At 67.0% G+C, this 25,833-nt stretch carries 25 protein-coding genes; 6 read left to right on the top strand and 19 right to left on the bottom strand.

The window, feature by feature from the left end; translation table 11 throughout:
- Positions 1–4: 4 nt before the first annotated feature.
- The 4 genes from JL100_RS13415 to JL100_RS13400 all read right to left on the bottom strand — a co-directional run bounded on the left by JL100_RS13415 (position 5) and on the right by JL100_RS13400 (position 4,027).
- Entirely contained in the window at positions 5–1,945 is a 1,941-nt protein-coding gene (locus tag JL100_RS13415; protein WP_202680200.1) for a methyl-accepting chemotaxis protein, read from the bottom strand.
- 171 nt (positions 1,946–2,116) lie between these two features.
- On the bottom strand, positions 2,117–2,770 hold the full coding sequence (gene nfi, locus JL100_RS13410; RefSeq protein WP_202680199.1) for a deoxyribonuclease V: 654 nt from the start codon (positions 2,768–2,770) through the stop codon (positions 2,117–2,119).
- Between the two features lie 95 nt (positions 2,771–2,865).
- Complete coding sequence (locus JL100_RS13405) at positions 2,866–3,597, bottom strand: CPBP family intramembrane glutamic endopeptidase (protein ID WP_202680198.1); 732 nt, start codon at positions 3,595–3,597, stop codon at positions 2,866–2,868.
- A 31-nt stretch (positions 3,598–3,628) separates the two neighbouring features.
- The gene (locus JL100_RS13400) at positions 3,629–4,027 is read right to left on the bottom strand and encodes a hypothetical protein (protein ID WP_202680197.1); all 399 of its coding nucleotides are present in this window, start codon (positions 4,025–4,027) and stop codon (positions 3,629–3,631) included.
- Positions 4,028–4,252: 225 nt separating this feature from the next.
- On the opposite strand from JL100_RS13400, the gene JL100_RS13395 reads away from it, so the two are divergent.
- Positions 4,253–5,275 (top strand): GlxA family transcriptional regulator, encoded by a 1,023-nt coding sequence (locus JL100_RS13395; protein ID WP_202680196.1) that lies wholly within the window; start codon positions 4,253–4,255, stop codon positions 5,273–5,275.
- Here the strand turns inward: JL100_RS13395 and JL100_RS13390 are convergent.
- The 7 genes from JL100_RS13390 to JL100_RS13360 all read right to left on the bottom strand — a co-directional run bounded on the left by JL100_RS13390 (position 5,259) and on the right by JL100_RS13360 (position 11,535).
- Positions 5,259–6,113 (bottom strand): alpha/beta hydrolase fold domain-containing protein, encoded by an 855-nt coding sequence (locus JL100_RS13390; RefSeq protein ID WP_202680195.1) that lies wholly within the window; start codon positions 6,111–6,113, stop codon positions 5,259–5,261. The two genes, JL100_RS13395 and JL100_RS13390, sit on opposite strands and share 17 nt — an antisense overlap.
- A gap of 79 nt (positions 6,114–6,192) precedes the next feature.
- The gene (gene choX / locus JL100_RS13385; RefSeq protein ID WP_202680194.1) at positions 6,193–7,158 is read right to left on the bottom strand and encodes a choline ABC transporter substrate-binding protein; all 966 of its coding nucleotides are present in this window, start codon (positions 7,156–7,158) and stop codon (positions 6,193–6,195) included.
- Positions 7,159–7,184: 26 nt separating this feature from the next.
- Positions 7,185–7,661, bottom strand: coding sequence for a thioesterase family protein (locus JL100_RS13380; protein WP_202680193.1), 477 nt, complete (start codon positions 7,659–7,661; stop codon positions 7,185–7,187).
- Positions 7,658–8,635, bottom strand: coding sequence for an L-carnitine dehydrogenase (locus JL100_RS13375; protein WP_202680192.1), 978 nt, complete (start codon positions 8,633–8,635; stop codon positions 7,658–7,660). The genes JL100_RS13380 and JL100_RS13375 overlap by 4 nt, the downstream gene beginning before the upstream one ends.
- A 25-nt stretch (positions 8,636–8,660) precedes the next feature.
- Complete coding sequence (locus JL100_RS13370; protein ID WP_211113054.1) at positions 8,661–9,572, bottom strand: BKACE family enzyme; 912 nt, start codon at positions 9,570–9,572, stop codon at positions 8,661–8,663.
- Between the two features lie 179 nt (positions 9,573–9,751).
- A complete protein-coding gene (locus JL100_RS13365; RefSeq protein ID WP_202680191.1) occupies positions 9,752–11,095 on the bottom strand; it encodes a GntT/GntP/DsdX family permease in 1,344 nt (447 codons plus the stop codon).
- 191 nt (positions 11,096–11,286) lie between these two features.
- On the bottom strand, positions 11,287–11,535 hold the full coding sequence (locus tag JL100_RS13360; RefSeq protein ID WP_202680190.1) for an Ada metal-binding domain-containing protein: 249 nt from the start codon (positions 11,533–11,535) through the stop codon (positions 11,287–11,289).
- 411 nt (positions 11,536–11,946) lie between these two features.
- Between JL100_RS13360 and JL100_RS36530 the strand changes: the two genes are divergently transcribed.
- The gene (locus JL100_RS36530; RefSeq protein WP_202680189.1) at positions 11,947–13,077 is read left to right on the top strand and encodes a calcium-binding protein; all 1,131 of its coding nucleotides are present in this window, start codon (positions 11,947–11,949) and stop codon (positions 13,075–13,077) included.
- 29 nt (positions 13,078–13,106) lie between these two features.
- On the opposite strand, the gene JL100_RS13345 is transcribed toward JL100_RS36530, so the two are convergent.
- Positions 13,107–13,658: an iron transporter gene (locus JL100_RS13345; RefSeq protein ID WP_202680188.1), complete on the bottom strand. Its 552-nt coding sequence runs from the start codon at positions 13,656–13,658 to the stop codon at positions 13,107–13,109.
- A 225-nt stretch (positions 13,659–13,883) separates the two neighbouring features.
- Between JL100_RS13345 and JL100_RS13340 the strand changes: the two genes are divergently transcribed.
- The 3 genes from JL100_RS13340 to JL100_RS13330 all read left to right on the top strand — a co-directional run bounded on the left by JL100_RS13340 (position 13,884) and on the right by JL100_RS13330 (position 17,412).
- Positions 13,884–14,912, top strand: coding sequence for an SDR family oxidoreductase (locus JL100_RS13340; RefSeq protein ID WP_202680187.1), 1,029 nt, complete (start codon positions 13,884–13,886; stop codon positions 14,910–14,912).
- Positions 14,913–15,506: 594 nt separating this feature from the next.
- Positions 15,507–16,865 (top strand): IS66 family transposase, encoded by a 1,359-nt coding sequence (gene tnpC, locus JL100_RS13335; protein WP_202685838.1) that lies wholly within the window; start codon positions 15,507–15,509, stop codon positions 16,863–16,865.
- A 22-nt stretch (positions 16,866–16,887) separates the two neighbouring features.
- A complete protein-coding gene (locus JL100_RS13330; RefSeq protein WP_228421242.1) occupies positions 16,888–17,412 on the top strand; it encodes a hypothetical protein in 525 nt (174 codons plus the stop codon).
- A 135-nt stretch (positions 17,413–17,547) separates the two neighbouring features.
- Here JL100_RS13330 and JL100_RS13325 read toward each other — a convergent pair whose 3' ends face one another.
- From JL100_RS13325 to JL100_RS13305, 5 genes are all read right to left on the bottom strand, one after another.
- Positions 17,548–18,516: a Vgb family protein gene (locus tag JL100_RS13325; protein WP_202679399.1), complete on the bottom strand. Its 969-nt coding sequence runs from the start codon at positions 18,514–18,516 to the stop codon at positions 17,548–17,550.
- Between the two features lie 290 nt (positions 18,517–18,806).
- Entirely contained in the window at positions 18,807–19,760 is a 954-nt protein-coding gene (locus JL100_RS13320; protein WP_202679400.1) for an ABC transporter permease, read from the bottom strand.
- Positions 19,757–20,725 (bottom strand): ABC transporter permease, encoded by a 969-nt coding sequence (locus JL100_RS13315; protein ID WP_228421241.1) that lies wholly within the window; start codon positions 20,723–20,725, stop codon positions 19,757–19,759. The genes JL100_RS13320 and JL100_RS13315 overlap by 4 nt, the downstream gene beginning before the upstream one ends.
- Positions 20,722–22,197 carry a sugar ABC transporter ATP-binding protein gene (locus JL100_RS13310; protein WP_202679401.1) on the bottom strand — a complete coding sequence of 492 codons (1,476 nt, stop codon included), beginning with the start codon at positions 22,195–22,197 and terminating at the stop codon, positions 20,722–20,724. The genes JL100_RS13315 and JL100_RS13310 overlap by 4 nt, the downstream gene beginning before the upstream one ends.
- Positions 22,198–22,225: 28 nt before the next feature.
- Positions 22,226–23,251 carry an ABC transporter substrate-binding protein gene (locus JL100_RS13305; RefSeq protein ID WP_202679402.1) on the bottom strand — a complete coding sequence of 342 codons (1,026 nt, stop codon included), beginning with the start codon at positions 23,249–23,251 and terminating at the stop codon, positions 22,226–22,228.
- A 441-nt stretch (positions 23,252–23,692) separates the two neighbouring features.
- On the opposite strand from JL100_RS13305, the gene JL100_RS13300 reads away from it, so the two are divergent.
- Entirely contained in the window at positions 23,693–24,118 is a 426-nt protein-coding gene (locus tag JL100_RS13300) for an organic hydroperoxide resistance protein (RefSeq protein WP_202679403.1), read from the top strand.
- Between the two features lie 77 nt (positions 24,119–24,195).
- On the opposite strand, the gene JL100_RS13295 is transcribed toward JL100_RS13300, so the two are convergent.
- Entirely contained in the window at positions 24,196–24,621 is a 426-nt protein-coding gene (locus tag JL100_RS13295) for a Fur family transcriptional regulator (RefSeq protein WP_202679404.1), read from the bottom strand.
- A gap of 19 nt (positions 24,622–24,640) precedes the next feature.
- Positions 24,641–25,753 (bottom strand): DUF2325 domain-containing protein, encoded by a 1,113-nt coding sequence (locus JL100_RS13290; RefSeq protein WP_228421240.1) that lies wholly within the window; start codon positions 25,751–25,753, stop codon positions 24,641–24,643.
- Positions 25,754–25,833: the final 80 nt, after the last annotated feature.

Genomic DNA, 25,833 nt, shown 5'->3' with positions numbered 1-25,833 from the left:
GACGTCAGCCGGCGGAGTTCTGGAGTTCGTCCGCCAGGGACGCCACTTCCTCGATCGCCGCGGCCAGGTCCTCGGCTCCGCGCGCCTGCTGCCGGGACGCGATCGCCGCCTGGGCGGTCGCCCGGCTGGCCTGCTCCGCCGCGGCGGCCACCTCCTGCGTGCCGACCGCGGCCTGCTGCGCCGCCTGCAGGATGACGTCGGAATCCCGCAATATCGCTTCGTTGCTCTTCCGGACCGTCGCCATGTCGGCCTCCACCGAGGCGAAGGTCGCGACGACGTCGCGGTTCTTCTGAACCTCGATCTCGTTGGCCGCCAGGGTCAGTTCGAGTTCGCGCCTGACCGCCTGGACCTGGTCCTGGATCGCGCGGACCGTATCCTTGATCCGGTCGCCGTTTTCGGCCGAGTCCCGCGCCAGGCTCCGGATGTCCGAGGAGACCAGGGCGAAACCCCGTCCCGCGTCGCCGCTGCGCGCGGCTTCCACCGAGCCGCTGATCGCAAGCATGTTGGTCTGGATCGACACGGAATTGATACCGTCCACGATCTTTTCGATCCGCCGCACCATCTGCTCGAGCGATCCGATGCGGGTCAGGCTGCCGCGGGTATCGACGACCGCCTGTTCGACCCCGCCGATCAGGGAGGTGATGTTCTGCCGCCCCTCTGCCAGGAGCGCCGACATGGCCGTGGCCCGTTCCACCGCGCCGCCGGTGCTGGCTTGGGTACGGCGCGCCGCGGCCTCGATCTGCCGGAGCGCCGTGCCGGACTGATGGGTCGCGGCGGCTTGCTGCCCCGAGCCCCGGCTGATCTGGTCGACCGCGGTCATGATCTGGGCGGCGGCTCCCGACAGTTCCTGGACGGTCGCGGACAGTTCCTCCGACGCGGAGGCGACCTGCTCGGCGCTTCGGATCAGGTCGCTGGTCTGGCGCAACTCGTCGGACAGCAGGGAAAGCTCCTGAGCCGCCAACTGGGCCTGCTCCAGGGCAAGGCTCTGCTCGGCAAGGCTGCGCAGGGATTCCTCCGTGGCCGCCGCCTGCTCCTCGGCCGCCGCCGCGATCAGTTCGGTACCGCGCTGGACTTCCACCGACGCCCGTTCCGCCTCCTGGGATGCCGCCACCATGTCGAGGCTCGCCGCGGCCAGTTCGCTCATGTCCGCCCGGACCTGCTCGATCGTGGCGACGACCCTGGTGCCGTTCTCGACCTCGCGCATCGACATGTCGGCCGTCGCGGTGATCGCCGCCGCCAGCGACCCGATCTCCCCCTGGATCTCCCCGACCAGATCGGCGATGTCCCTGGCGCTCTTCTCCGCGACTTCGGCAAGGGCCCGGACCTCGTCGGCGACGACGGCGAAGCCGTTGCCCGCCTGACCGGCACGGGCCGCCTCGATCGCCGCGTTGAGCGCCAGCAGATCGGTCTGGTCGGCGATGTAGCCGACGGTCCGGACGATCGAGCCGATGCTGGACGCCAGCTCCTTCAAGCCCTCGATCAGCGTCACTGTGGCCGTCTGGCGCCGGGCCGCCGCCGAGATGCCTCCGACCGAGGCGATTATCTGGACGCCCGTTTCTCCCAGCAGGACCTGCAGGGATTCCGTCTTCTGGCGCGAGGCGGTCGCCAGGGTGCGGGCGTTGGCCAGGAGCGCCGCGATGTTGCTGACCGCTGAAAGCGACTCCTGGGCGGCACTGGAGGCCTGCTGCGCGCCGCTTGCGATCTGCTCCATGCTGCGGCGAAGCTCTTCCGCCGCGGAGGCGGCCTCCGACGTGGAGGCGGCGATCTCCGTGCTGGCGGCCGCGATCCGTTCCGCGATCTTCTGCTGCCGTGCATAGGTCCGGGCACGCGCCCGTTGCGGCGTCGCGTGGGGAAGAGGCTGGGCCGCTCCGGCCTGGGGGGTCGCGTTCTCCGCCTGGTCGGCGGGGCGCCGGTTATCGTATGTCGACTTCTTGATCAGCGCCATCGGAGAGCCCCTCGGTCGGCAAGTCTGTTCTGGATCACCGTGCCCTTGACGCGCACCGTGCCGGCAATCCGGTGGCAGGATAGAGTATCGCCCCTCCGCCGCAAGCGCTCATTGTGGAGATATTCCCATTATTATTCAATGTCGTATGAGTCGGTGGACGGCCGGCCCGGCTCAGCGGTGCATGCGCGAGATGGCGTCGGCGAGGCGGATCGGCTCCGGCAGGCGCCATTTCGGCGTGAAGCGGAGCACCAGGTCCACGGCCGTGGGCAGGCTTACCCGATGGCCGATGGAGACGAAAAGCGGATTGGTGCCGTCGCGGGTTCGGAGTGCCACCCCGACGAGTTCCCGCCGGTGGAACATCGGCGAGGAGGAGCCGCGCCGAGGTCCCGGCTCCTCGTAGCGGCCGACCAGCCGCGACTTGGCGACCCCGATGGCCGGCAGTCCCGTCACGACGCCCAGATGGCAGGCGAGTCCGAAACGGCGCGGATGCGCAAGGCCCTGTCCGTCGACGACCAGGAGGTCCGGGGGCTGAGGCAGCAGGCCGATCGCCGCCGCCATGGCCGGGACCTCGCGGAACGACAGGAATCCGGACACGTAGGGGAAGACGGTCGGCCGGGCCAGCAGGACGGACCTCGTCAATTCCAGCGTCTCCGGGTCGAGTTCGGCCACCGCCGCCCAGGTCAGGCCGTCGGAGTCGCTGTAGTGCGCATCGACGGCGGCGATGCGGCGGAGCGGAGGGAAATCGTCGCGGGTCACGACGCGGTGGCACAGGTCCTCCTGCACGACGCGCGCCTCGGCCTCGTCGGTCGGCCAGGGATCGAGCATGGTTTCTTCCATTTCCGATGCAACAGGCGAGGGTCATGGATCGTCCCGGCGCGGCGGTGAGATGCGTATATCCGTGATCATGGCGAGCCCGACCGTCACCGCGTGCCGATCGGGACGTGGCTCGCGGCGAAGGTGAAGGAGAACTCGGACCAGTCGTTGATGACATGCGCACCCGTGGAGACCCAGAGGTTCCGGGTCCAGATATAGGCCAGGGTCAGGACGACGCGGGCGGTTCCGATGACGCCGAAGGACTGGACCCAATGCCAGTCGTAGGTCGGCAGGTGCGCCGCTGCGAAGAGAAGCGAGGAGCTCACGATGGCGACGCCGATCCCGGTTGTGCGGCCCAACCGCAGGTGAGTGGTGGCGAGCCACAGGAAGGCCAGGAACGGCAGGATGGACAGAATTTCCTCCCCGAGCAGTTGCGGGATCGTCGGGATGAGCCGCAGGACGAACGCGGTTCCGGACATCGCGCCCATGCCGGCGACGGCGGGATTGGGCGCCACCGAACCAAGCAGGTAGACGGTCACACCCGCCGCCAGGGAGGCGATGATGGCGAGTATGCCGAACAGGAACATCTGCCCGACCTGCTTGAGGCCGACCGGTCCGAACAGCGCCGTCCAATGCCGCTTGGTCAGATGGGCCAGCGCCAGCAGTGGAATGCCGGCGAACAGCGAGGCCGGGACGAGCGTGGCCGGGAAGGTCTCTGCCGGGATGGTGATCAGGGCCGCGAAGGCCCCGGCCACGCTGAGCATGAGCAGGATCCAGCCTCGGCCCGTGATCGGAACCGGGCGGCCGTCGTAATAAGGGAAGTCGGCGCGGGCGGGCATGGTTCCTCCGATCCGGGGCGCCGTCGGGGCCTCACTCGACGTGGATGGTCAGCGCGTATCTGGCCGTCTCGCCCCGCCGCGCGGCGTTGCGCATCAGGTAGACGTCGATCACGTAATCACCGGTCGACGGCACAACGAAGGAGGCGTCGTTGCCCTGCGTGGAGCCGATGAAAAGCGCCTCGGCGGCGCCCGGCGCGGTGATGTTGAAGTAGTTGCTGGCGTTGCCGGTGTCGAGCTGGACCTTCATCGTCTGCCCGGCCCGGACCTGCGCCGAGTAGCGCACGCTCTGATCGCCCTTGATCGTTTCCCGTATGGTCGTGCCGGATGTGCCCGGCGCGAAGCGCACGATTTCCTCTCGGACATCCTGGGCGAAGGCGGCCGAAGCCATCGCCACGGCGACGGCGACGATGTGGGTTCGGATTATCCGCATGCTCGTCTCCACAGTCGCGAGTCGAAGGGACGGTAATCCATGGTTGGACGGCGGGGCAATGTCCTGTTTTCCGCCTGCCTGCCGCTGAGGACGGATCAGGCGGCGCCGGGGCCGGGAAGGCGGGTCGGGTATCGGATACCCTGAAGATCCCTTGCGTGACCGCCCCGGCTTGCCGCCAGAATAGGCGATGTTTCGACTATCACCCCGGTTCCGGGCCTGACCGCGATGCCGTTCGCCAAGAGTGCGCCACCCCTGGAACAGACCGGCCGGGACATCGCCTTCCTGCTGTTTCCCAAGTTCTCGATGCTGGCGTTCACCTGCGCGGTGGAGCCGCTGAGGGTCGCCAACCAGTTGCTGGGACGGACCTGCTACCGCTGGTCCACCGCTTCGGCGGCAGGTGGTACGGTCATGGCGAGCAACGGCATGACGCTGGTACCGGACCGGCGGCTCGAAGAGGTCGGGACGCCCAACATGCTGATCCTGTGCGCCGGCTTCGATCCTCAGGACTCCTTCAGCGATACCCTGGCCTCTCCGCTTCGCCGCCTCGACCGGCAGGGCACCATCCTGGGCGCCATCGACAGCGGAAGCCTCCTGCTGGCCCGCACCGGCCTGCTCGACGGGCATGCCGCCACCACCCATTGGGAATGCCTGGACAGCCTTGCCGAGCAGTATCCGCAGGTGGAGGTCCAGCCGTCGATCTTCGTCATCGACCGCAGGCGGCTGACCTGCGCCGGCGGCACGGCGGCGCTGGACATGATGCTCCACCTGATCCGCATCGACTGCGGCCATCGAATCGCCGTCGCCGTCTCGGAGCAGTTCATCCATCCCGCCATCCGGGACGCCGGTTCCAGCCAGCGGGCCGACATGCCCCAGCGGCTCGGCGTCTGCCATCCCAGGCTGGCCGCCGCGGTCCGGATCATGGAGCGGAATCTGGAGGAACCCCTGGCGCTCCAGGAACTGGCGGAGCGGGCGGGTCTGTCGCTGCGGCAGATGGAGCGGCTGTTCCACGCGGCGCTCGGCCAGTCTCCGACCAGCTATTATCTTTGGTTGAGAGTCGAGCGGGCACGGTCGCTGGTGCTGTATTCTGGCCATTCCCTGGCGGAGATCGCGGTCGCCTGCGGCTTCGGCAGCTACGAGGGCTTCTCCAGGACATACCGGCGCCATGCCGGGGCCAGCCCCAGCCGGGACAGGGCCTCGGCACGGCTCCAGCCGACTCCCGCCGCCACCACGGTCAGGATGGGGGCCTGAGCAGGCCGGCCGCGACGGCGCGCGCGCCGTCCTCCAGCGCCTGGACGGCGGTCGGCACCAGCCGGCTCCAATGAAGGAAACCGTGGGGGACGCCGTCGTAGACGCGCAGGTCGGCCTGTCCGCCGGCATTCCGCAGGGCGTCGGAAAGGGCGAGGCTGTCGTCCAGCAGGGGATCGAGCGCCGCGGCCCCGACGAAGGCGGGCGGCAGTCCGGCCAGATCGGATGTCAGCAGGTCCAGGGCTTTCCCGCCGGGAGCCGGCTCCGAGCCCAGGTAGCTGGACCGGTAGAATTGCAGTTCGTCGGGGGTGAGCCCGTAGGCCGGGTCGGTGAAGCGCCGGTGGGACTCCGACTCCTCCACCCCGTAGAGCCCGTAATAGAGCAGCAGGAACCTGAGGACGTCCGGCCGACTGTCGCGCAGGCGGAGCGCCGCGGCGAGCGCCAGATGGGCACCGGAGGAGTCGCCGCCGATCCCCAGCCGGCCGGGGTCGATGCCGTGGGCATCCGCACCGTCCGCCAAGGCGACGAGGGCCTGTTCGATCCTGTCGAGCGCCGCCGGGTGCGGGTTTTCGGGGGAGAGCGGGTAATCCACCCCGACGACCACCGCGCCGGACCGGCGGCAGAGCTGCCGCATGATCCGGTCGTGGGAGTCCAGGGAGCCGACGACGAAGCCGCCGCCGTGTAGGAACATCAAAGCCGGCAGGGAAGCTCCGGCCTCGGGACGGTACACCCGGATTCCCACCGGGCCGTCCTCCAGTTCCAGCACCATGTCGGTCACCGAATGCAGGTCGATGACCGGCCGGTTCCACCAGGACCGTTCCGTCTCATAGGCGCTGCGCATCCCCGCGATCCCGTCGCCCGCGGGAGGTGCGCACTCCGCGGCGATGCGCTGCGCTTCGGCGACCCCGGGAGCGAAGCGCTCAGGAGGCAATGCCGAGAGCCGACTTGACGGCGGGCAGGCCGGGCTTTCCGTCGAAGCTGGTGACGCCGGCGAGCCAGGCATCCAGCACCTGTGGGTTGTCACGCATCCACTTCTCGACCGCCTCCGCGGGATCCATCCTGTCGCTCAGGATCATGACCATCATCTCGTTTTCCATCGGGATGGAGAACACCAGCTGCTCCAGGAACGTTCCGAGGTTGGGGCAGGTCTCCGCCAGCCCGGCCCTGGTCAGGGTTCGGACCGTGGCGCTGCCGCGGTTGGGGCCGAAATACTCCTCCCCGCCGTCCAGGTATCCCATCGGCAGCTTCACGTTCATCGGGTGGGGCGCCCAGCCCAGGAACACCGCCCACTCGTCGCGCCGGGCCGCACGTTCGACCGCGGCAAGCATCGCCGCCTCGCTGGATTCGACCAGTTTCCAGTCGCCCAGCCCATAGGCGCCATCATCGATCATCTTCTGGATCTTCGCGTTGGCCGACGATCCCGGCTCGATGCTGTTGATGGTGCGGTCGAACTTTTCCGCATGCTTCGCGAGGTCGGCGAAGGTCTTGACGCCGGCGTCGGCCGCAGCCTTGTTGACCGCCAGCGTCGTGGTGGCGCCTTCGAGGTTGACGGCCGCGACATCGATCTGGCTGCCGTCGATGTATTTCCGTGTCATCTCCTCCTGAGCCGGCATCCAGTTGCCGAGGAAGGCGTCGATGTTCTTGGAGCGAAGTCCTTCGATCGAGACTGCGACCGAGAGATTGACGACCTTCGGCTGATATCCCAGGGCCGACAGGATGACCGAGGCCGTCGTGGTCGTGGACGTGATATCGGTCCAGCCCGGATCGGACATCCTGACCGTCCTGCATTCGTCGGGTTCGGCCGCCGGGGCCGGGACTGGCCACAGCGACACGCCACACAATGCCATACCGGCGGCGGCCATCAGGCGGGCGGTTCTCAGAGTCATGTTCAATCTCCCTGTTCGCGGTTTGGTTAAGGTGGGGGCGGAACCCAGCGGTCCGGCAGGACCGGGCGGCAGGCCCGTCCTGCTTCGGCGAGCGACCGGATGGTGCGGAACACGGCGGGGTCGAACGGGCTCGCGCGCGGGCCGGGCTGCGCCACCGAGAGCAGCACCAGTTCAGTCCGCGCCGCCGGCCGGTCGCATCCGGTCCGATGCATCGCGTGGTGGACCAGCATGCGCTTCGGATCGACACCGGCGATCCAGGTGCGGATCTCCACCTCCTCGCCGCAGGCGATCTCGCCGAGATAGAGGATGCGGGCGTCCACCGTGTAGACGGAGCGCCCGGTCCGGGCCCGGAAATCCCCGTCCATGCCGATGGCGTCCAGCAGCGCGTCGGTCGCATGGCCGAAGATCAGCACATAGTAGGCTTCGCTGAGGTGCCCGTTATAGTCGATCCATTCCGGTACCACGCGGGTGCGGTGGAGGCGCAAGGGGCCTTCGCCGTTCATGGCGCGACGGGATCGGCGGGTTCCGCCCGCCGCTCGTGCCGCACCGGGGCCAGCGCTTCGATCAGGCGGATCAGGCAGTCGTCGCGCCAGCGCTCCAGTTCCTTGACGGTCCTGCCGTCGGCCTGGGCCGCCGTTCCGTCCACCATGCGGTCGCGCAGTTCCCGCGTCAGCTCGGGAGCCACCAGCTTGGTCCAGGGCAGCTTCAGGGCCGGGCCGAACTGGTCCAGCATGTGGGCCATGCCGCCCTGGCCGCCGGCCAGGTGGAAGGTCAGGCAGGTTCCCATGAAAGCGTAGCGCAGGCCGGGGCCGTAGACGATGGCGTCGTCGATGTCCTCGGTGGTGGCGATGCCCTGGTCGACCAGGTGGAGCGCCTCGCGCCACATCGCCTCCTGGAGGCGGTCGGACAGGTAGCCCTCGATCTCCTTGCGGATTCTCAGCGGTCGCATGCCGATGGAGCGATAGAAGGCGGCTGCCCGCTCCACGGTATCGGCAGACGTAAGCTCGCCGGGCACGATCTCGACCAGCGGCAGCAGATAGACAGGGTTGAAGGGGTGGCCGATCACCACCCGCTCGGGACGGCGGCAATCCGCCTGGATCCGCGAGGGGAGCAGGCCGGACGAACTGGAGGCGATGACGATACCGGGGCCGCAGCCCGCGTCGATTTCCGCCAGGAGCCCGCGCTTCAGGTCCTCGCGCTCCGGCGCGTTCTCCTGGATGAAGTCGGCCTCTGCCGCGACCTCCGGGATCGACCCGACGAAGCGCAGCCGGTCCCGGTCGGCGCCTTCCGCGAGACCCGTCCGTTCCAGTGCCGGCCAGGCATTGTCCACCGCTGCCCGGAGGGCGTCTTCGGCTCCCGGGGCCGGGTCGAAGGCGACCACGTCCAGCCCGTGGGCGAGGGCGCGCGCCGCCCAGCCGCTGCCGATGACGCCGCCGCCGACCAGGCCGAGCGTGCGGATGGGGAGGGATTCGGTCATATCGGATCTCTTCCTGTGAAATCGCTTATGGACGGGAAGCGGGGAGGCCGAGGATTTCGCGGGCTTCGGCCGGGCCGGCCACGTGCGAGCCCAGGGCCTCCACGATCGTCACGGCACGTTCGACCAGGCTGCCGTTGCTGGCATGCACGCCCCGGTCCAGGTAGAGGTTGTCCTCCAGCCCGACGCGGATATTGCCGCCGAGCAGGATGGCCTGCGCCGCCATGGGCATCTGCATCCTGCCGATACCGAAACCGGCCCAGACGCTGCCGTCCGGCAGCATGTCGCGGAGCGCCAGCATCATTCTCGGCTCGGGCGGCAGACCCCACGGAATGCCCATGCAGAACTGGAACAGGGGCGGCGCGTCGAGCAGCCCCTCGTCGAGCATTTGCCTGGCGAACCACAGGTTCCCGGTATCGAAGATCTCCAGCTCCGGCTTCACGCCCAGGCGCTGGATGATCGACGCCTGCCGGCGCAGCATGTCGGGAGTCGAGACATAGACCAGCGAGCCGTCGCCGAAGTTCAGCGAGCCGCAGTCCAGCGTGCAGATCTCTGGCAGCAGTTCCGCCACATGGGCCGCCCGTGCCTCGGCCCCGACGAAGTCGGTGCCGGGGCCGAAGCGCACCGGGTCGTCGTCGGGTCCGATCATCAAGTCGCCGCCCATGCCGGCGGTCAGGTTGACGATGACATCGGTTCCGCTGGCCCGGATCCGCTCCATGACTTCCCTGTACAGGGCCGGGTCGCGGCTGGGTTTCCCGGTTCCAGGATCGCGGACATGGATATGGGCGACCGCGGCGCCTGCCGATGCGGCCTCGATCGCGGCGGCCGCGATCTGCTCCGGGGTGACCGGGATGGCGGGATGTTTGCCGACCGTGTCACCGGCACCGGTGACGGCGCAGGTGATGACGACCCGGCGGTTGATCTCTGTCGAATTGGCCATGGCGGGTACCGCTGCTCGGCGTTGCTGAAGCTCCGGACCGGGGAAACGGTTCCGGCCCGGAGCTTCAGTCTGCGGAATAGGCGATGGTTCGCTTGACCGGAACCGTCATGCGCCTGACCGCAGGCGACATGACGGATGGAAAACGCCGTCGGCCGGCTTCAGGTCATCCGGCTTTGGGGTCAGCCGACGATGACGCCGAGCAGCAGGACCATGGCGAAGCCGACCAGCGACACGATGGTCACCGCGACGGTCCAGGACTGGAGGGTTTCCTTCTCCGTCAGGCCGAAGAAGCGGTTGACCAGCCAGAAGCCGCTGTCGTTGACATGGCTGAGGATCGTGCCCCCCGCCGCGATGGCGATGGTGGCAAGCGCGAGCTGCGGTCCCTCGACGTTGTTCTGCTGCAGGATCGGCCCGACCAGGCCGGCCGCCGTCACCATGGCGACCGTCGCGGAACCCTGGGCGACCCGGATCAGCGCGGACACCACGAAGGCCAGGACCAGGAAGGGCAGGCCGGACGCCGACATCATGTCGCCGAGCACCTGGCCGACGCCGCTGTCGATCAGGACCTGCTTGAACACGCCGCCGGCTCCCGTCACGAGGATGATGATGCCGGCCGGCTCCAGCGCCTTGTTGACGATGTCCTGGATCTCCTCCTTGTCGTAGCCGCGGCGGGAGCCGAGAAGAACCATCGCCAGCAGCGTCGCGATGAGCAGCGCCGAATAAGGATGGCCGATGAAGCCCAGGAACGAGCGCACGGCGTTCCCTTCCTCCAGCAGGATGGCCGACGTGGTGCTTACCAGGATCAGGAGCAGCGGCGTCAGGATGATCGACAGCACCTCGCCGAAGCTGGGAAGCTCGCGGCTTTCGTCGATATCCTTCAGGATGACGTAGTCGGGCACGCCCTTGGTGATCCGTTTGGAGATGTAGCTGCCCCAGATCGGCCCGGCCAGGACCATGGCGGGCAGGCCGCAGATGGTGCCGAACAGGATCACCCATCCCAGGTCGGCGCCCAGCAGGTCCGCCACCGCGATCGGGCCCGGCGTCGGCGGGATGAAGGCATGGGTCACGGCACCGCCGGCCACCAGCGGAATGCCGTAGTAGAGCAGGGGCTTGCCGCTGTCCCGGGCCAGCCTGTATAGGATCGGCACGAGGATGACGATCGCCACGTCCAGGAACACCGGGATCGAGACGATGAAGCCGGTCAGGCCGAGCGCCCATTGGACCTTGTCGTCGCCGAAGCGCTGCACCAGGGTACGGGCCAGCCTTTCGGCGCCGCCGGACACTTCGAGCATCTGGCCGAACATGGCGCCCAGACCGACCACCACCGCGACGAAGCCGAGCGTGCCGCCCATGCCCCGTTCGACCGACTTGATCACGTCACCGAGCGGCATTCCGGCCGCGACGCCGACCAGAAGGCTGACCAGCAGCAGCGTGACGAACGCGTGGAGCCGCACCTTGATGACGAGGTACAGCAGGGCGGAAATGCCCGCCATGGCGACCAGGATCAGATAAGTTCCCGACATCCCGTCACCTTCGCCGAAGCAGGCGACGGGTATCCGAATGACAGTTCACAGGCATTGTCTCTCCTCCCCTGGTTGGCCCTTTGGACTAGGACGCGGCTGGACAACGCCGGAAGGAGCGGTGGGTTCCATGCTCGACGGAGGGCCGTCCGGTCAGCCGGTGGGCGGATGAAGGCGGCGATCTCCCCGACTTTTCAGCGTGTGCGGGTCCCGGCGCCTCCCGCCACCGGCGGGCGGCAGCGCAGGCAAGCGCGATAGCCTGCCGCTTCCGCTTCGGCGCCGTTGGCGAAGAACTCGATGTTCTCCCGCTTCGGCAGGCGAGCCGGACAGGAAGGGCGGCAGAACACGCCCGTCGTCCTCACGGCATAGACGAAGGCGCCGTCGGCGGACTTGTCGCGCGCGAGCAGTTTCGTCCACCGCGGGTCGGCTTCGGGAATGGACATGCTGATCTCCTTTTCCGGACCGGAACGACAAGCACCGGGAGCCGGCGATGCGGAAGTGACTGCGCCAGGTTTATGCCAAGTCTGCGCCGGCCGCATTCCGATCCTTGCGCCGGAATTCACACCATGCCGCCGCCCCTTCGCGGATCTGCGCAAAGTTCCGGAAATGTCGAAATCCAGTTTGCGTAAATCATATACCCATGCTTTCGCAGTCCTACGCGCAATCGCCTATTTTCAATGCAAATAGGTACTCACAAGGGGCACGGTCATCAGCCTCCAATGATGGAGTTGACGATTTGTGTTCGCCTGGAACACCGTACTGCAATGTTTGATTTGTATATTTGATCGGTCGCCTGGCTTGGGCCGACGTGGGGATCCAAGGCCACATCAACAAGAAACAGATGGGAGCCGACGATGCGGAAAGTTGGAACGAACGGTCCGGACACGCTGGTCGGGACGCCCGACGGGGATGCCCTCGACGGGCTGGCAGGCGACGATACCATCAAGGGGCTGGGCGGGTCGGACCGACTGAGCGGGGGAAGCGGCAGGGACCAGATACGGGGAGGCCCCGGAAACGACTACATCCTGGCGGGCGGCGGCAACGACTCGGTGTTCGGTGACTCGGGCGACGACACGGTCAGGGCGGGAGCCGGCAACGACGCCGTCCGGGGAGGGGCCGGGCGCGACAGCCTTTACGGGGAAAGCGGGGCCGACAGGCTCTTCGGCGGGTCCGGCAACGACTATCTCGACGGCGGCACCGGTGCCGACAGGCTTTACGGCGGCGATGGGAACGACACCCTGGTATGGAAGATCGGACCGATCGAGCTGCGGGACCAGGTCGTTACCGGTCCCGTGCTGGATGGCGGCGGCGGCCGGGACACGCTGCGCATCGACAGCGAAGTGTTCTATTACGTCGATGATTTCGACGGGGGCTGGGATGGCCCGTTTCCCGGCGAGGTCGGCATCCTCGCCGAAGGGGGCACCTTGAGCCTGCTTGTCGGCAATTCCACGCCGGAGGATCCGCCGAGCATCTTCGCCCCGGTCGACGGCATCGAGCGGTTCGAAGTCTCCAGCCTGGGTCCGGTGGTGATCGAGACGCGGGGCGAGGAACGGATCGACTACACCGTCCTCGCGACCCGGAACGACGATTTCCTGGTGGCCGGGGCCGGCGACCAGGTGCTGTACGGCAAGGGCGGCGACGACGTGCTGAGCGGCGGCGACGGCAACGACGAGCTGTATGGCGGTGCCGGCAAGGACCTGATCAGCGGGGGCGCCGGCGTGGACTGGATGGTCGGCGGGTCCGGCGAAGACGTGTTCAGCGATTACCTGCCCGACATGTTCGGGGAGACCATCACCGGGTTCCAGGGGGCCGGCGGGGAGGGCGGAGACACGCTCGAACTGCTGCTGCCGGCCACCCCGGACAGGATCAAGGTCACGGAAGGCGCGGATTTCACGACCTTCGACTTCCTGGACGACGACACGGACGCGGTGCTGACGGTCGACGTGGCCGGCCTGTTAAGAGATGTGGATTATTTCTTCCTCTGACGCGGAAGTCCCCGGGAACCGGCCGGGCGCTATTCGCGCCCGGTCGTGATCCGCACCCCGGGGAAGGAAACCTCGACGGTCTCGGCGTAACGCTTCCCGTTGACCTCGTCGTGCCGCATGAAGTCGGGCGGTTCGATCCTGACGGCGAGGTCGTAGGTGCCGTCGCCGGGTACCTTGATGTTGGCACCGTAGTGATACAGGCCCGGATGCCAGACGAACGGCATCCGGATCGGTCCCACCACTTCGCCGCTGTCCTTGGTCAAGGTCGCCTGGATCGTCAGGTAGGGGATGAATCGTCCGTCGCCCGCGTCGGAAACGGAGACTTCCAGGTGGCAGTTCTCCTCCCCGGGCTCCATCCATTCCAGCTTGCCCTCGCCGCGCAGGTGGTACATGCCCTCCGCGCGCTCCTGGGCGAAGCCGACGATATAGTCGCCGGCCTGCTGGGTGCCGCCGGTATCGGCGACCTCGGTCGCCATGACCTTCAGGCCTTCCTGGTACGCAGCGCCCTCGCGCCGGGCGATGGCGAGCTGCTTGGCATTGGCCTCGTCGCTGGGACGTTCGCGGTGAGGATTGGCTGTCATCTGGCTTCGATCTCCTGTGCCGGGTCGTCGTGCGGGGCCGTCTCGGGGCGGCATGTCCTTCCTTGAACACCCGAACCGGCCGCGAGGTGCATTCGCGTGCGATTTCGAATCTTCCGGGCAGGCGGGATACCACGATCGAAGTCGCGCATGGAGGTACGGGTCCGTTGTTGGAGAGCAGGTGGGCGCGTCACGTCCACCCATTCCAACAGTCGTAGAAGCAAGGCCATGGATCCGAAAGACACCACCAGCTCGCCGTCCCGCCGCGCCGTTCTCGGAGGAATGAGCGCCGGGATGGTTGCGGCAGCCACCTTGCCGGGAACGTCCCCGGCGTCCGCCCAGCAGGCGGGGGGCGCCGCCGCGGTTCCGCCCCAGGCAGCCAAGCAGAACCCGCTGGCCCAATATCCGAAGCCGCCCTTTCCGCGGCAGCAGCAGGAGCCGCCGGGCCTCGCCTCGAAGATGGAACCGCGGCCCGACCATGGCGAGACGAGCTACCGGGGCGCCGGCAAGCTGATCGGCCGCAAGGCGCTGATCACCGGCGGGGACAGCGGCATCGGCCGCGCCGCCGCGATCGCCTTCGCCCGCGAGGGGGCCGACGTCGCGATCAACTATCTGCCGGTGGAGGAGCCCGACGCCCGCGAAGTCGTCCAGCTGATCGAGGCGGAAGGCCGTAAGGCCGTCGCGATCCCGGGCGATATCCGGGACGAGGGCTTCTGCAACCAGCTCGTCGCCAGGGCGGTCGAGGGCCTCGGCGGGCTGGACATCCTGGTGAACAACGCGGCCAAGCAGGCGTCGCAGCAGTCGATCCTGGACATCACCACAGAGCAGTTCGACGCGACGTTCAAGACCAACGTCTACGCGATGTTCTGGATCACCAAGGCGGCCCTGCCGCACCTGGCCGAAGGGGCGACGATCATCAACACGTCGTCGATCCAGGCGTACGAACCCTCGGCGAACCTGCTCGACTATGCGCAGACCAAGGCCTGCATCGTCTCCTTCACGAAGTCCATGGCGAAGCAACTCGCCCAGAAGGGGATCCGGGTGAACGCGGTGGCTCCCGGTCCGTTCTGGACGCCGCTCCAGCCGAGCGGCGGGCAGCCTCCCGAGAAGATCACGAGCTTCGGCGAGGGGGTGCCCTTCGGCCGGCCCGGACAGCCGGCCGAGGTGGCGCCGACCTATGTCCTGCTCGCCTCCCAGGAGTCGAGCTACGTCACCGGGGAGGTCTATGGCATAACCGGCGGAAACCCGACTCCGTAGCAAGAGATTTGCTCACTCGTTCACCTGGATTCCTTGTCCCGTTGAGTTACGCGCAAAGTGTGTGATACATTTATATCACTCACTTTGCGCGTACTAGTGCTCGAATCGATTTAGTTTAGAGCCTTACTGTCATGTTATGGTTTTGCGCCTCGATTTGATAATTAAAAATGGTGGCTTATGAGCGATTTTTACAACTATCAGATGCTTTATCGGCATTAACATTGTGGGGATATTATGATCGATCATCATAGGAAATCTGCATCTACCACCGCGCTGGAATTGGAATTTCCACGAATCAATGATCTTATATACACGATTAACAACGTGGAAATTGAATTTTGTTACTTCAAGAAATTTCAGGAAACTATCAATTCGAATCCTGACAAAAAGAATTACATGCTTAGGCATGAGTCATATCTTCAGCGATTAGATAATGAATCATGGACAGAATTGCAGAAAGAATTAGCGAGACGTGCGCTTAAAAGAGACGAAAAAAGGGGTTGGCAAGCCTTGTTTGATACGTGGAACGAGTGATTGCTCACGGGGTTGGCGAAAAGGGTTGCGCTGCGGCTTGGAATATGAGTCAAGGATGGGATGGAGAAACCGCCGCGTTACCGTCTGAGTGAGGCTGAGAAGGACGCCCTGCTGGTCGAGCAGGCGGCGCTGATCGAGCGTCTGGCGGCGCGGGTTGCCGAACTGGAAGCGCTGATCGGGAAGCCGCGGAAGACGTCGGCCAATTCGCACATTCCGCCGTCGCAGGACGGCCCCGGCGGTGCGTCGCGTACGGCGGACGCCAAGCGCCGGCGCAAGCCGCGGCCGTCGCGCCCCGGAGTATCGCGCCCGCTGGCCGACGATCCGGACCGGACCGAGCGCCGCCTGGTCGAGGGCTGCCCGCATTGCGGGACGGCGGTGCCCGAGAGCGCCCAGCGGTGCCGGCACCGCTACGACCACATCGACCTTCCGGTGATCCGCCCGGTGGTGACGCGGGTCGAGCTGTTCGGCGGCCGGTGCGGCGATTGCGGGCGGCGCTACCGGGCCGCCCCGCCCGCCGCCATGCCGCCGGGCACCCCGTTCGGACCGGGCATCCGGGCACTGCTGGCCTATCTGCACCACAGCCATCATGTCGGCTTCGAGCGGCTGTCGCGGATGCTGGAGGAGTTGTTCGGACTGACGATCTCAGAGGGCGCCATCGCCAATGCGTTGCGCCGCATGGGCACGGCGTTCGACACGGCCTGCGCGGCGATCAAGGCCAAACTCCTGGGGGCTTCCGTCATCGCCTCGGACGAGACCACGACGCGGGTCAACGGCGTGATCCACTGGCAATGGGTGTTCCATTCCGGGCAAGCCGTGCTGCACACCATCGCCCCCAGCCGCGCCCGGGCGGTGGCCGCCGGGATCCTGGGCGGGCATCGGCCCGAGGTCTGGATCTCCGACCGCTACGCCGGGCAGCAGGAACTGGGACGGGTCCACCAGGTCTGCCTGGCCCACGTTCTCAGGGACGTGCAGTACGCCATCGACTGCGGCGACACCATGGTCGCACCCAGGATCCGCGATCACCTGCTCTGGGCCATCCGCGTCGGCAAACGAAGACCGGGCCTGAAGGACAGCACGCTTGCCGCCTACGCCGCAAAGGCCGAGCGCGGCCTCGATGCCCTGGTCGGTACCCCCGCCGCCCATCCGGCCGGACGCGAGTTGCAGCGGCTGGTCAAGGCATGGCGCGGCAAGTTCTTCGTCTTCCTCGCCGACCGCCGCGTGCCGCCGACCAACAACGCCAGCGAGCAGGAAATTCGCCCGTCCGTGGTCTTCCGCAAGGTCACCAACGGCTTCCGATCCGACTGGGGACCCGGCATCCACGCCGGGTATCGATCCGTGACAGGAACGGCGCGTCGGCAAGGTCAATCCGCCTGGACCGCCGTACGCCACCTCGTCGGTGGAACCTTCGCCGTCACCTGACGGCTCGCGATCCGCCAACCCCGTGAGCAATTACTGGAACGAGGCAATCGCGTATGGGTATTTGTCTGATATCGGATGTCAAAACATCAAGTTTATACCTCGATCGAGAGAGAATGGCCACAAGACTCCAGATATTATGGGTTATTTAGACGGACAGGAGATTATATGTGAGGCGAAGAGGGTTAATAGATCGGATGCTGAAATAAAGAGGCGTCAAGATTTTTCCGTTGGCAGTGGGTATCCAAATGTCAGTGCAGAACTGCTGGCAAAAATTAGAAATATATGTAAATGTGCTGGGTCTCAAATCAGCAGTTATGCTAAAGGTCGAATTGTTCATCGACTTGTGTTTCTCGGAATTGAATTTGATGATTCTGTTGGCGATGAAGCTGAACAGCATGCTCAACAAATCGAGACGTATCTACAACAATGCGATTTCGGTGATTTGAATATTGTATTTCGAGTCGATACTCTGATGTACTCTGAAGTAATTAGAGTAAAATCAGCGATATCGAAAACGATTTCTGATGAAGTATCCTGTGGGCCGTAAACCGGAGAGAGCTACGCGGCAGTCGATATCAATACGTCTGCATTTCGGCTGCGCGCCTCCCAGGTGTCGAGCTTCGTCACCGGCGAGGTGTACGGCGTGACCGGTAGAAACCCGACCCCGTAGGCCCATCCTGCGTCAGTCCTGGCCGGTGCGGACCACGACCAGCATGTCGGTACCGGATTCCGGCGCCCATATCTCGCCGCTCCGGCCCAGGATCTGGCGGACATTGGCTTCCGGCCGGGGGTGCCGCTGGACGTCGAACCGTTCGGTTTCCGGGTCGAACCGCACCAGGGCGTTGCCGCCGAAGTCGCTGAGCCAGACCTTGTCGTCCTCGTCGACATAGACGGCATAGGCCAGCGGATCGTCGCCGGGCAGCTTCCAGCTCTTCCAGGTCCGGGCGGCGGGGTCGTAGACGCTGACCTGGCCGCTGTTCCATTCGCTGACCCAGATATGCCCTTTGCTGTCGGACCAGACCCGCCGGGCGCCCTGGTCCTCGGTCGGCGGCTCGATCACCGTCGCCTTGCCGGTCTCGGTGTCGATGCGCGCGATATGGCTGCCGGCGAGCGAGGCGTAGTAGATGCCGCCGTCCGGCGTCGCCGTGATGCCGTAGGGGCCGCGGCCCTCTGGCGCCTGGAACACCTCCATCTCGCGCGTCGCCGGGTTCAGGCGCCCATAAATGCCGTTCTGGCCGGTGAACCAGAGCACGCCTTTGCCGTCGAACGCGGCGGTGTTCAGGTTGGCGTTCTCCGCATCGGCGGGCAGGGGAAAGCGCGTCACCTCGCGGGTGGCGGGATCGACCCTGACGATCGCGTTGAGCCCGCCGTCGGTGATCCAGGGCGCACCGTCCGGCCCTACGATGACCCCATGCGGCGCAGAGCCGTCGCCCAGCGGGATCTGCTCCACCTCGCCGGTCGCGGGGTCGAGCCGGCCCAGGGCGCCGTGCCGCTGCGCGGTGTACCAGACCGCACCGTCCGGAGCGGGAGCCACGTCGTGCGGGCGGGAGCCCGACGGAACCTGGTATTCCTGCATGGAAAGTTCGGCGAAGGCGGGTCCGACGCCCATGAGCATCAACAGGGCGGTACCGGCAATGAATGTCTTCCGCATGGAAAGTTCCTTTCTCCGACAGGCCTGTTCCTGTCAGATAGGCGGATCTCCAATCATCGCCCTCCCCCAAAGGGCATATGCTTAAGACTATGTGTCAATTTCCCGCAAAACATGCGAAAAAAAGGCCGTCCTTGTGGACGGCCTGAAGTTTAGGGAGGAAACGCCCAAGAAGGCGTATGCGGCATCGCTGCCGCACTGCAAAAACATGCCGAGGCGGATTTGGTTCATTGAAAAATGAAGCACGGCAATCTTTTTTCCGCGCTTTTTTTTATGCCTGGGTTTCGCCGGGATCAGGTCCGCTTCGCTCCTCCACCGATCGCGATGACGCTGACGATGATGATCCCGGTCGCGACGAGTCGGACTCCCGCGCTCAAGCCGAAGGTGTTCAGCATCGTCACGATCAGGAAAAGCAGCAGCGCCGCTCCCCAGATTCCCAGCGGTTCGGCGCGCCCGCCGGCTACGCTGGTGCCGCCGATCACCGTGACGGCGATGGAGGCGAGCAGGTATTCCTCCCCCATGTTCAGCGACGACCCGCCGGAGAACCCGGCCAGCAGGGCGCCGCACAACCCGGCCAGGACGGCGGACGCGACGGAGGTCGTCAGCCGGGTCCGCGCGACCGGCGTGCCGGCCAGCCGTGCCGCCCGCGGGTTCTGGCCCAGCGCGAGCAGCGTGCGGCCGTAGACGGTGCGCGACAGCACCAGCAGCACCAGGGCGGTCAGCACCGCCGCGACCAGAGCCAGGTTGGGGATGCCCAGGGTGCGGCCGGTGCAGAAATCGGCGAACAGGGGCGGCGGCTTGATCTTCAGTCCGCGGCCATAGGCGATCGCGACGGACTGGACGATCAGCGAGCTGGACAGCGTCGCGATGATCGGCGGGATTCGCAGCAGCCGGATCAGCAGGTAGTTCGCGACGCCCAGCAGCATGGCGGCGCCGAGCGCCGCCGCGAGACCGGCGGCGATCATGGCGTCGTCGCCGTCCATCACCTTCATGGCGATGGCGCCGGACAGCGAGATCGCGGCCGGGATCGACAGGTCGACGTTGCCGGGACCCGACGTGATCACCAGCATCTGGCCCAGCCCGACGATCACGAACAATGCCGAAAAGGTCACCGCCGCCGCGGCGATCTCGGCGGCGCCCCGTCCGCCGGAATAGACCAGGGTCACCGCCAGGATCGCCGCCGCGGCCGCCAGCGGCCAGACCCAGACCGGCACCGCCATCCGCCGTTTCGGCGACAGGGCGGTCATGACCGTTCCTCCGCCCGGTTCAGCACGGCGCGCAGCGCCAGCACGACGATGAGGATCGCCCCCTGGGCGCCGATCTGCCAGTCCGGCGGGATATGCATGAAGGTCAGGAACGATCCGGCCAGCGTCAGGGTCATGGCGCCCAGCACGGCGCCGACCGCGTTGACCCGGCCGCCGGTGAACTCGCCGCCTCCCAGGATCACCCCGGCGATCGAGATCAGCGTATAGCGCAGGGCCATGTTGGCGTCGCCGGAAGTGGTCAGCCCCACAAGGGCGAGGCCCGACAGGGCGCCCAGCCCGCCGGCGATCAGGTAGAGCGTCACCCGCGCCCGCAGCAGCGACCATCCCGCGTTCGCCAGCGCCTTGGGATTGCCGCCGGCTCCGCGCAGGATCGTCCCGAAGGAGGACCGCATCAGCAGATGGAGGGCGATACCCAGCACCGCCGCGTAGAGGATCGGCAGCGGCACGAAGTCGGGCTTCCACTTCATGATGGCGGTCAGGTACTCCGGCGCGCGGCCCCCCGGCGTCGGCAGGATCAGGACGGCGAGGCCGGTCCAGATGAAGGACAGCCCCAGGGTCACCACGATGGAGGGCAGGTTGCGCCAGTGGATCAGCGCGCCGACCAGCCCGTAGGCCGCGACGGCGGCGGCCAGGGCCAGCACCCCCAGCAGCGGCGTCTGGTTGAGCAGGGTCGCCGCGATGCAGGCGCACAGGCCGACGAAGCTGCCGATCGACAGGTCCAGGTCGCCGACCGTGATGATGCAGAGCTGGGCCAGCGTCGCCAGGATCACCGGGACGGCCAGGTTGAGCAGCAGCGTCAGGCCGATATAGCTCATGGCGCGCGGCTGCTGGGAGAAGATCACCGTCAGCATCAGCGCCAGCGCGATCGCGGGGAGCAGGGCGCGGAGCAGCCTGACCGGATCGATCCGGGCGCCGCTACGGGAACCGGGAACGGTCAGGGCGCTCACGCGGCGTCCTCCCCCTCGGCGTAGGAGGCGCGCAGGATCGAGGCTTCGGTCATCCGGTCACGCGGCAGGTGGGCGACGATCCGGCCCTGGTGGAAGACATAGACGCGGTCGCACTGGAACAGCTCCTCCATTTCAGTCGAGTACCAGAGGAAGGTCCGGCCGCGCTCGGCCTCCGCCCGGATGAAGCGGTAGACCTCCGACTTGGTCGAGATGTCGACGCCGCGCATGGGATCGTCCATCAGAATGATCCCGGCGTCCGACGCCAGCGCGCGGGCGAACAGCGCCTTCTGCTGGTTTCCGCCGGACAGCGACAGGATGCCCAGGTCCAGGTCGGGCGTCCGGATGCCGATCCGGTCGCGCCAGGTCCGGGCCAGGGCCGCTTCGCGCGCCGGGTCGATCAGCCCGGCCCGGCGCAGGTTCGCCAGCGAGCGGACGGAGATGTTTCGGGCGATCGACCAGAGCGGGAACACGCCGTCGGATTGCCGGTCGCCCGGCACCAGGGCCACGGGGCTTTCCACCACGGTCGAAGCGTCCCGCCGCCCCCAGGCGTCGAACAGGCGGAGCAGCATGGCCGTCTGCCCGTGCCCCGCCAGTCCGGCAAGACCCACGATGTCGCCCCTGTCGGCCATCAGGTCGATTCCGGTGGGGACGGCCGACCTGGCCAGCACGGCGCGCGGCCGGCCGGCCGCCCCCTGCGGGCGCGCGGTCCCCGGCCCGCCGGGTTGATGTTCCTCAGCACCCATGCTCTCGACGATGGCCTTGCGGCTGAGGCCGGAGGCGGGACGGTCGAGCACGACCAGGCCTTCCCGCATCACGACCACCCGCTCGGCGGCGACCAGTATCTCCGGCAGGATGTGGGAGATGAAGACGGTGGCGACGTCCCGCTGGGCGGCATGGCGCAGGAAGGACAGCAGCTGTTCCGCCGCCGTGGCGTCCAGCGACGAGGTCGGCTCGTCCAGGATCACCAGCCGCAGCGGCGTGTCGGTGACCGTGAAGGCCCGCGCGATCTCCACCATCTGCCGGCGGCCCAGGCTCAGGTCGGCGACGGTCGTCCCCGGATCGACGCCATGGCCGGGAAAGATCGCGTCGAGCCGGTCCAGGACCAGCCGGGCCGCCCGCCGGCGCCAACCCCAGCCGCGGAGCTTCGGGTGAAGTACCCGGACATTCTCGGCGACGGTCAGGTTGGGGCAGAGGGAAAGCTCCTGGAAGACGCAGCGCACGCCCATCCCGTGGGCGACGGCGGTGCCATAGTCGGCGATTTCCCGCCCGTCGGCGCCGACGGTGCCCGTATCGGGCCGCAGCACCCCGGCCAGGACATGCATCAGCGTCGATTTGCCGGCCCCGTTGTGGCCCACCAGCCCCAGGCGCTCGCCCCGCGCGATGGCGAGGCTTACCCCCGCCAGCGCGCGGACGGCGCCGAAGCTCTTGCGGACGTCGTCGAGCCGCAGGGCCGCTTCGGTGCCGGTCGTCATCAGCGTGTCCAAGACTTGCGGCCCGAGCCTATTTCGCGCCAGAGATCACCGCCTGCGCGTCGGTCAGCGTGTATTCAACGTTGGTGACGCCGCCCTTCTCGGTCTGGGCCAGACGCTCGTCCAGGGTGTCCTGCTCGACCGACAGGAAGGGCACGATCAGGTCCTTGGGAACCTCCTTCCCGTCGAGGATCTGCTGGGCGACCCAGAAGGCGAGGGTGCCGACGCCGGGCGCGATCGATACCGACATGGTCTCGTAGCCCGTCGCTTCCTTCTGGTCCTTCCACCACAGCAGCTCGTCGTGCCGGTTGCCCATGATGATGGTCGGGACCTCGCGGCCGGCGCCCTTGAAGGCCTGGGCCGCCCCGTAGCCGTCGCCGCCCTGGGTCACCACGGCCTTGATCTCCGGCAGGGTGGGCAGGACGCCCGCCACGGCTTTCTGCGCCACTTCCTGGGCCCAGTCGCCATGGACCGAGGAGACGATCTTGAACTGCGGGTGCTTCTTGACGCCGTCCTCGATGCCCTTGTGGATCTCGTCGTCGACGAAAACCCCGGCCAGGCCGCGGATCTCCAGCAGGTTGCCGCCCTCCGGGAAGCGCTTGGCCAGGTAATCGACCTGGATCTCGCCCATCTTCCGGAAATCGACGGCGACCCGCCAGGCGCACGGCTCGGTCACGATGCCGTCGAACGAGACGACCGTCACGCCCGCGTCGCAGGCCTCCTTCACCGCGCCGTTCAGCGCGGTGGGCGAGGCGGCGTTGACCACGATGGCGTCGTACCCCTGAAGGATGAGGTTCTGGATCTGCGCCGCCTGCTCGGTCGCCTGGTTCTCCGCCGTGGTGAAGGCGGCCGCATCGGCCACGACCCCGTCGGCGACCGCCTTGGAGGTCACGGTCGCCCAGCTCTTCAGCATGGCCTGCCGCCAGGAATTGCCGGCGTAATTGTTCGAAAGCGCGATTTTCTTCGATGACGTCTCGGCCAAAGCCGGCCCGGTCAGGCAGGTGGCGGACAGGCAGGATGCCGCGACCACCGCGGCGAGTGCGATCCTGGTCTTCATCAACGTTTCCTCCAAGGCTGTTCTTCTTGCCGACAGCTTAATGCCGACCTGTTCGCCAGGCCCGCGACATGTGCTTGATTTAATTAATTTGCGTGTCGAACTAACGCTAAGCCGAAATACCGCCAGCGTCAAGCCGGCCCCGGCGGTGTCCGGTCGGCTTACGCCGGATGGTTTCCGGAAGGGAGCTCCAGGGAAAATCACGCCCGCCGCATGGCGTCATGAACAGCGGCATGTCGATCATGGATTTGCATCGACTTGGGGCAGGTCGTCAAAGGCCTCGTTTTGCCGGCCGCTGTGTTCCCTGGCGGATATTACAAGAACAACTCATCAAAACATTCTCGCGTCCCGCATGCCACCTGGGCCGAGACAGGGGCGCCTACGGCTGCTAGCATGCCGGTCCCGCCGAACAGTCAATTTACCGAAAGAATGGGAGGATAGAACATGCCAGTTGATGTGAAATACACCGCCGAGGCGACCGCTACCGGCGGCCGGGACGGCCGGGCCGCGACGACGGATGGCACGTTCGAAGTCAAGCTTGCGACGCCGAAGGAACTGGGCGGCGCCGGAGGCGAGGGCAACAACCCCGAGCAGCTGTTCGCCGCCGGCTACGCCGCCTGCTTCATCGGCGCCATGAAGGTGGTGGCCGGCCAGGAGAAGGTGAAGATGCCAACGGACACCTCGGTGACCGCGTCGGTCGGCATCGGCCCGCGGTCGGAAGGCGGCTTCGGGCTCGCCGTGGCGCTGCGGGTATCCCTGCCGGGTCTCGACCATGCCCAGGCCGAGACGATCGTGGAGAAGGCCCACCAGGTGTGCCCCTACTCGAACGCGACGCGCGGCAACATCGACGTGAAGACCACCGTCGTCTGACGGAACGGGGCCGGGCGCATCCGTGCGCCCGGCTGGTTCCCGGTTCACCGGCCCGGCGTTTTGGCCGGGACGATCCCTCAGGACTCCTCCGGCTCCGGGCGGCGCTTGATGCCGTACAGTTCAAGCCGGTGCCCGATCAGGCGGTAGTTCAGGTCCTGGGCGATCTTCTTCTTCAGCTCCTCGATCTCCTCGTTCACGAACTCGATCACCTCGCCGGTCTGGATGTCGATCAGGTGATGGTGATGGCGCTCGCACGCCTCCTCGAAGCGGGCGCGTCCGTCGCCGAAATCCAGCCGCTCGATGATGCTGGCTTCCTCAAGGAGCCGGAGCGACCGGTAGACGGTGGCGATGCTGATGTTCGGGTCGATCCGCATCGCCCGGAGATGGACCTGCTCCACGTCGGGATGGTCGGTGGCTTCCGACAGCACGCGGGCGACGACCCGGCGCTGGTCGGTCATCTTCAATCCTTTTTCGATGCAGAGCTGCTCGATATGGGACGTCATCGTCTCGTCTCTCCGGAATTCAGGGATGGGCATCCGACCGCAACGCCCGGACCAGCGAACTGGCCCCGCTGCTGCGCAGGAGGAGGAAGGGCTTGTCCAGCCGCTGGCACAGGCGCTTGACCCGGAGGCAGGCGGCATGGCTGACGCAGTCCAGCGGGCAGAACACCATGTCCGCCTGGGTCACGAGGTTCTCCAGGATCCTGGGCGCCTGCTCCAGCCCGCCGTCGTGGTGCAGCAGGCGGCCCTGCCGCCGCTCGACCGCGGAGCGGATATGGGGAACCAGGGCCTGCCGTCCGCCGACATAGAGCACGCATTGGCCCGCGACGTTGATCGTGGCCGGCGTGTCGGCGGGCTGGGCGGCGGGGGCGGGGGCCTGCTGAGGCGTTTCCGCGTCGTCCAGCAGCTCCAGCCGGGCGATCCGGGCCTCGGCCGCGCGGCGGCGTTCCCGCTCGGCCGAAAGGCGCTGCTCCGCCCGGGCCAGGCGCGACTTCAGGGTCAGTGTTTCACGCGCGTCCGGCGAGGCCGGCTGCGCCGGGGCGTTGCAGCGCGCCCGAAGCAATTCCGCCTCCAGGTCGCGGATCTGCTTCTCCTTCGAGCGTTCCAGCTCCAGCTTCGCCGCCTGGGCGGCGTCCCGCTGCCGCGTCAGCTCGACGATCTGCTTCTCGGCCGCCGCGACGCGCTGGATGGCGTTGCGGTTGTAGCTGCCCAGGACGTGGGAGAGCATGTGGACCTGCCCGTAGGCGGTCGTCACCAGTTCCTGCGGCACGGCCCGAAGGCTCATGACGGCCCAGTAGGCGCCCGCCACCCGGCCGCTGTCGAACGCCTTGTTCCACAGCGCCTCGATCTGGCCGGCATCGCCGCCGGCGGCGGAGAACCGGCGGATATCGACCGCGTGCCTGTCGTCCAGCATCTTGTGCAGCAGGCGTCCCAGCTTGCCGTTCGACCCGGCTTCCCGGACGAAGTAGCTGTGGATGCAATAATCCGTCGCGTCGTCGGAAACCCGCATGCCGCCCTTGCGGGTAAGCTTGCGCAGGTCGTCCATCGACAGGCAGGTGCCGACGATCGAACAGTGCAGGTGTTGGGCGATATCCCAGAGCTTGCGCCGGCCCTTGGCCGCGTCAGGCAGTTCCACCGGTCCAGCTTCGCACTGCTCGCACATGTGTCCTCGCATCAATCGATCCCGGAAGCCCGGTCATGATACAGCTTCACAGT

This window comes from Skermanella mucosa (genome assembly GCF_016765655.2).
Taxonomy (GTDB): Bacteria; Pseudomonadota; Alphaproteobacteria; order Azospirillales; family Azospirillaceae; genus Skermanella; species Skermanella mucosa.
This window is presented reverse-complemented; position numbering and strand designations above follow the sequence as displayed.

Coding starts and splice junctions, on each gene's coding strand:
- JL100_RS13415 (WP_202680200.1), bottom strand. CDS start 1,945: ATGGCGCTGATCAAGAAGTCGACATACGATAACCGGCGCCCCGCCGAC.
- nfi (WP_202680199.1), bottom strand. CDS start 2,770: ATGCTCGATCCCTGGCCGACCGACGAGGCCGAGGCGCGCGTCGTGCAG.
- JL100_RS13405 (WP_202680198.1), bottom strand. CDS start 3,597: ATGCCCGCCCGCGCCGACTTCCCTTATTACGACGGCCGCCCGGTTCCG.
- JL100_RS13400 (WP_202680197.1), bottom strand. CDS start 4,027: ATGCGGATAATCCGAACCCACATCGTCGCCGTCGCCGTGGCGATGGCT.
- JL100_RS13395 (WP_202680196.1), top strand. CDS start 4,253: ATGCCGTTCGCCAAGAGTGCGCCACCCCTGGAACAGACCGGCCGGGAC.
- JL100_RS13390 (WP_202680195.1), bottom strand. CDS start 6,113: ATGCGCAGCGCCTATGAGACGGAACGGTCCTGGTGGAACCGGCCGGTC.
- choX (WP_202680194.1), bottom strand. CDS start 7,158: ATGACTCTGAGAACCGCCCGCCTGATGGCCGCCGCCGGTATGGCATTG.
- JL100_RS13380 (WP_202680193.1), bottom strand. CDS start 7,661: ATGAACGGCGAAGGCCCCTTGCGCCTCCACCGCACCCGCGTGGTACCG.
- JL100_RS13375 (WP_202680192.1), bottom strand. CDS start 8,635: ATGACCGAATCCCTCCCCATCCGCACGCTCGGCCTGGTCGGCGGCGGC.
- JL100_RS13370 (WP_211113054.1), bottom strand. CDS start 9,572: ATGGCCAATTCGACAGAGATCAACCGCCGGGTCGTCATCACCTGCGCC.
- JL100_RS13365 (WP_202680191.1), bottom strand. CDS start 11,095: ATGTCGGGAACTTATCTGATCCTGGTCGCCATGGCGGGCATTTCCGCC.
- JL100_RS13360 (WP_202680190.1), bottom strand. CDS start 11,535: ATGTCCATTCCCGAAGCCGACCCGCGGTGGACGAAACTGCTCGCGCGC.
- JL100_RS36530 (WP_202680189.1), top strand. CDS start 11,947: ATGCGGAAAGTTGGAACGAACGGTCCGGACACGCTGGTCGGGACGCCC.
- JL100_RS13345 (WP_202680188.1), bottom strand. CDS start 13,658: ATGACAGCCAATCCTCACCGCGAACGTCCCAGCGACGAGGCCAATGCC.
- JL100_RS13340 (WP_202680187.1), top strand. CDS start 13,884: ATGGATCCGAAAGACACCACCAGCTCGCCGTCCCGCCGCGCCGTTCTC.
- tnpC (WP_202685838.1), top strand. CDS start 15,507: ATGGAGAAACCGCCGCGTTACCGTCTGAGTGAGGCTGAGAAGGACGCC.
- JL100_RS13325 (WP_202679399.1), bottom strand. CDS start 18,516: ATGCGGAAGACATTCATTGCCGGTACCGCCCTGTTGATGCTCATGGGC.
- JL100_RS13320 (WP_202679400.1), bottom strand. CDS start 19,760: ATGACCGCCCTGTCGCCGAAACGGCGGATGGCGGTGCCGGTCTGGGTC.
- JL100_RS13310 (WP_202679401.1), bottom strand. CDS start 22,197: ATGACGACCGGCACCGAAGCGGCCCTGCGGCTCGACGACGTCCGCAAG.
- JL100_RS13305 (WP_202679402.1), bottom strand. CDS start 23,251: ATGAAGACCAGGATCGCACTCGCCGCGGTGGTCGCGGCATCCTGCCTG.
- JL100_RS13300 (WP_202679403.1), top strand. CDS start 23,693: ATGCCAGTTGATGTGAAATACACCGCCGAGGCGACCGCTACCGGCGGC.
- JL100_RS13295 (WP_202679404.1), bottom strand. CDS start 24,621: ATGACGTCCCATATCGAGCAGCTCTGCATCGAAAAAGGATTGAAGATG.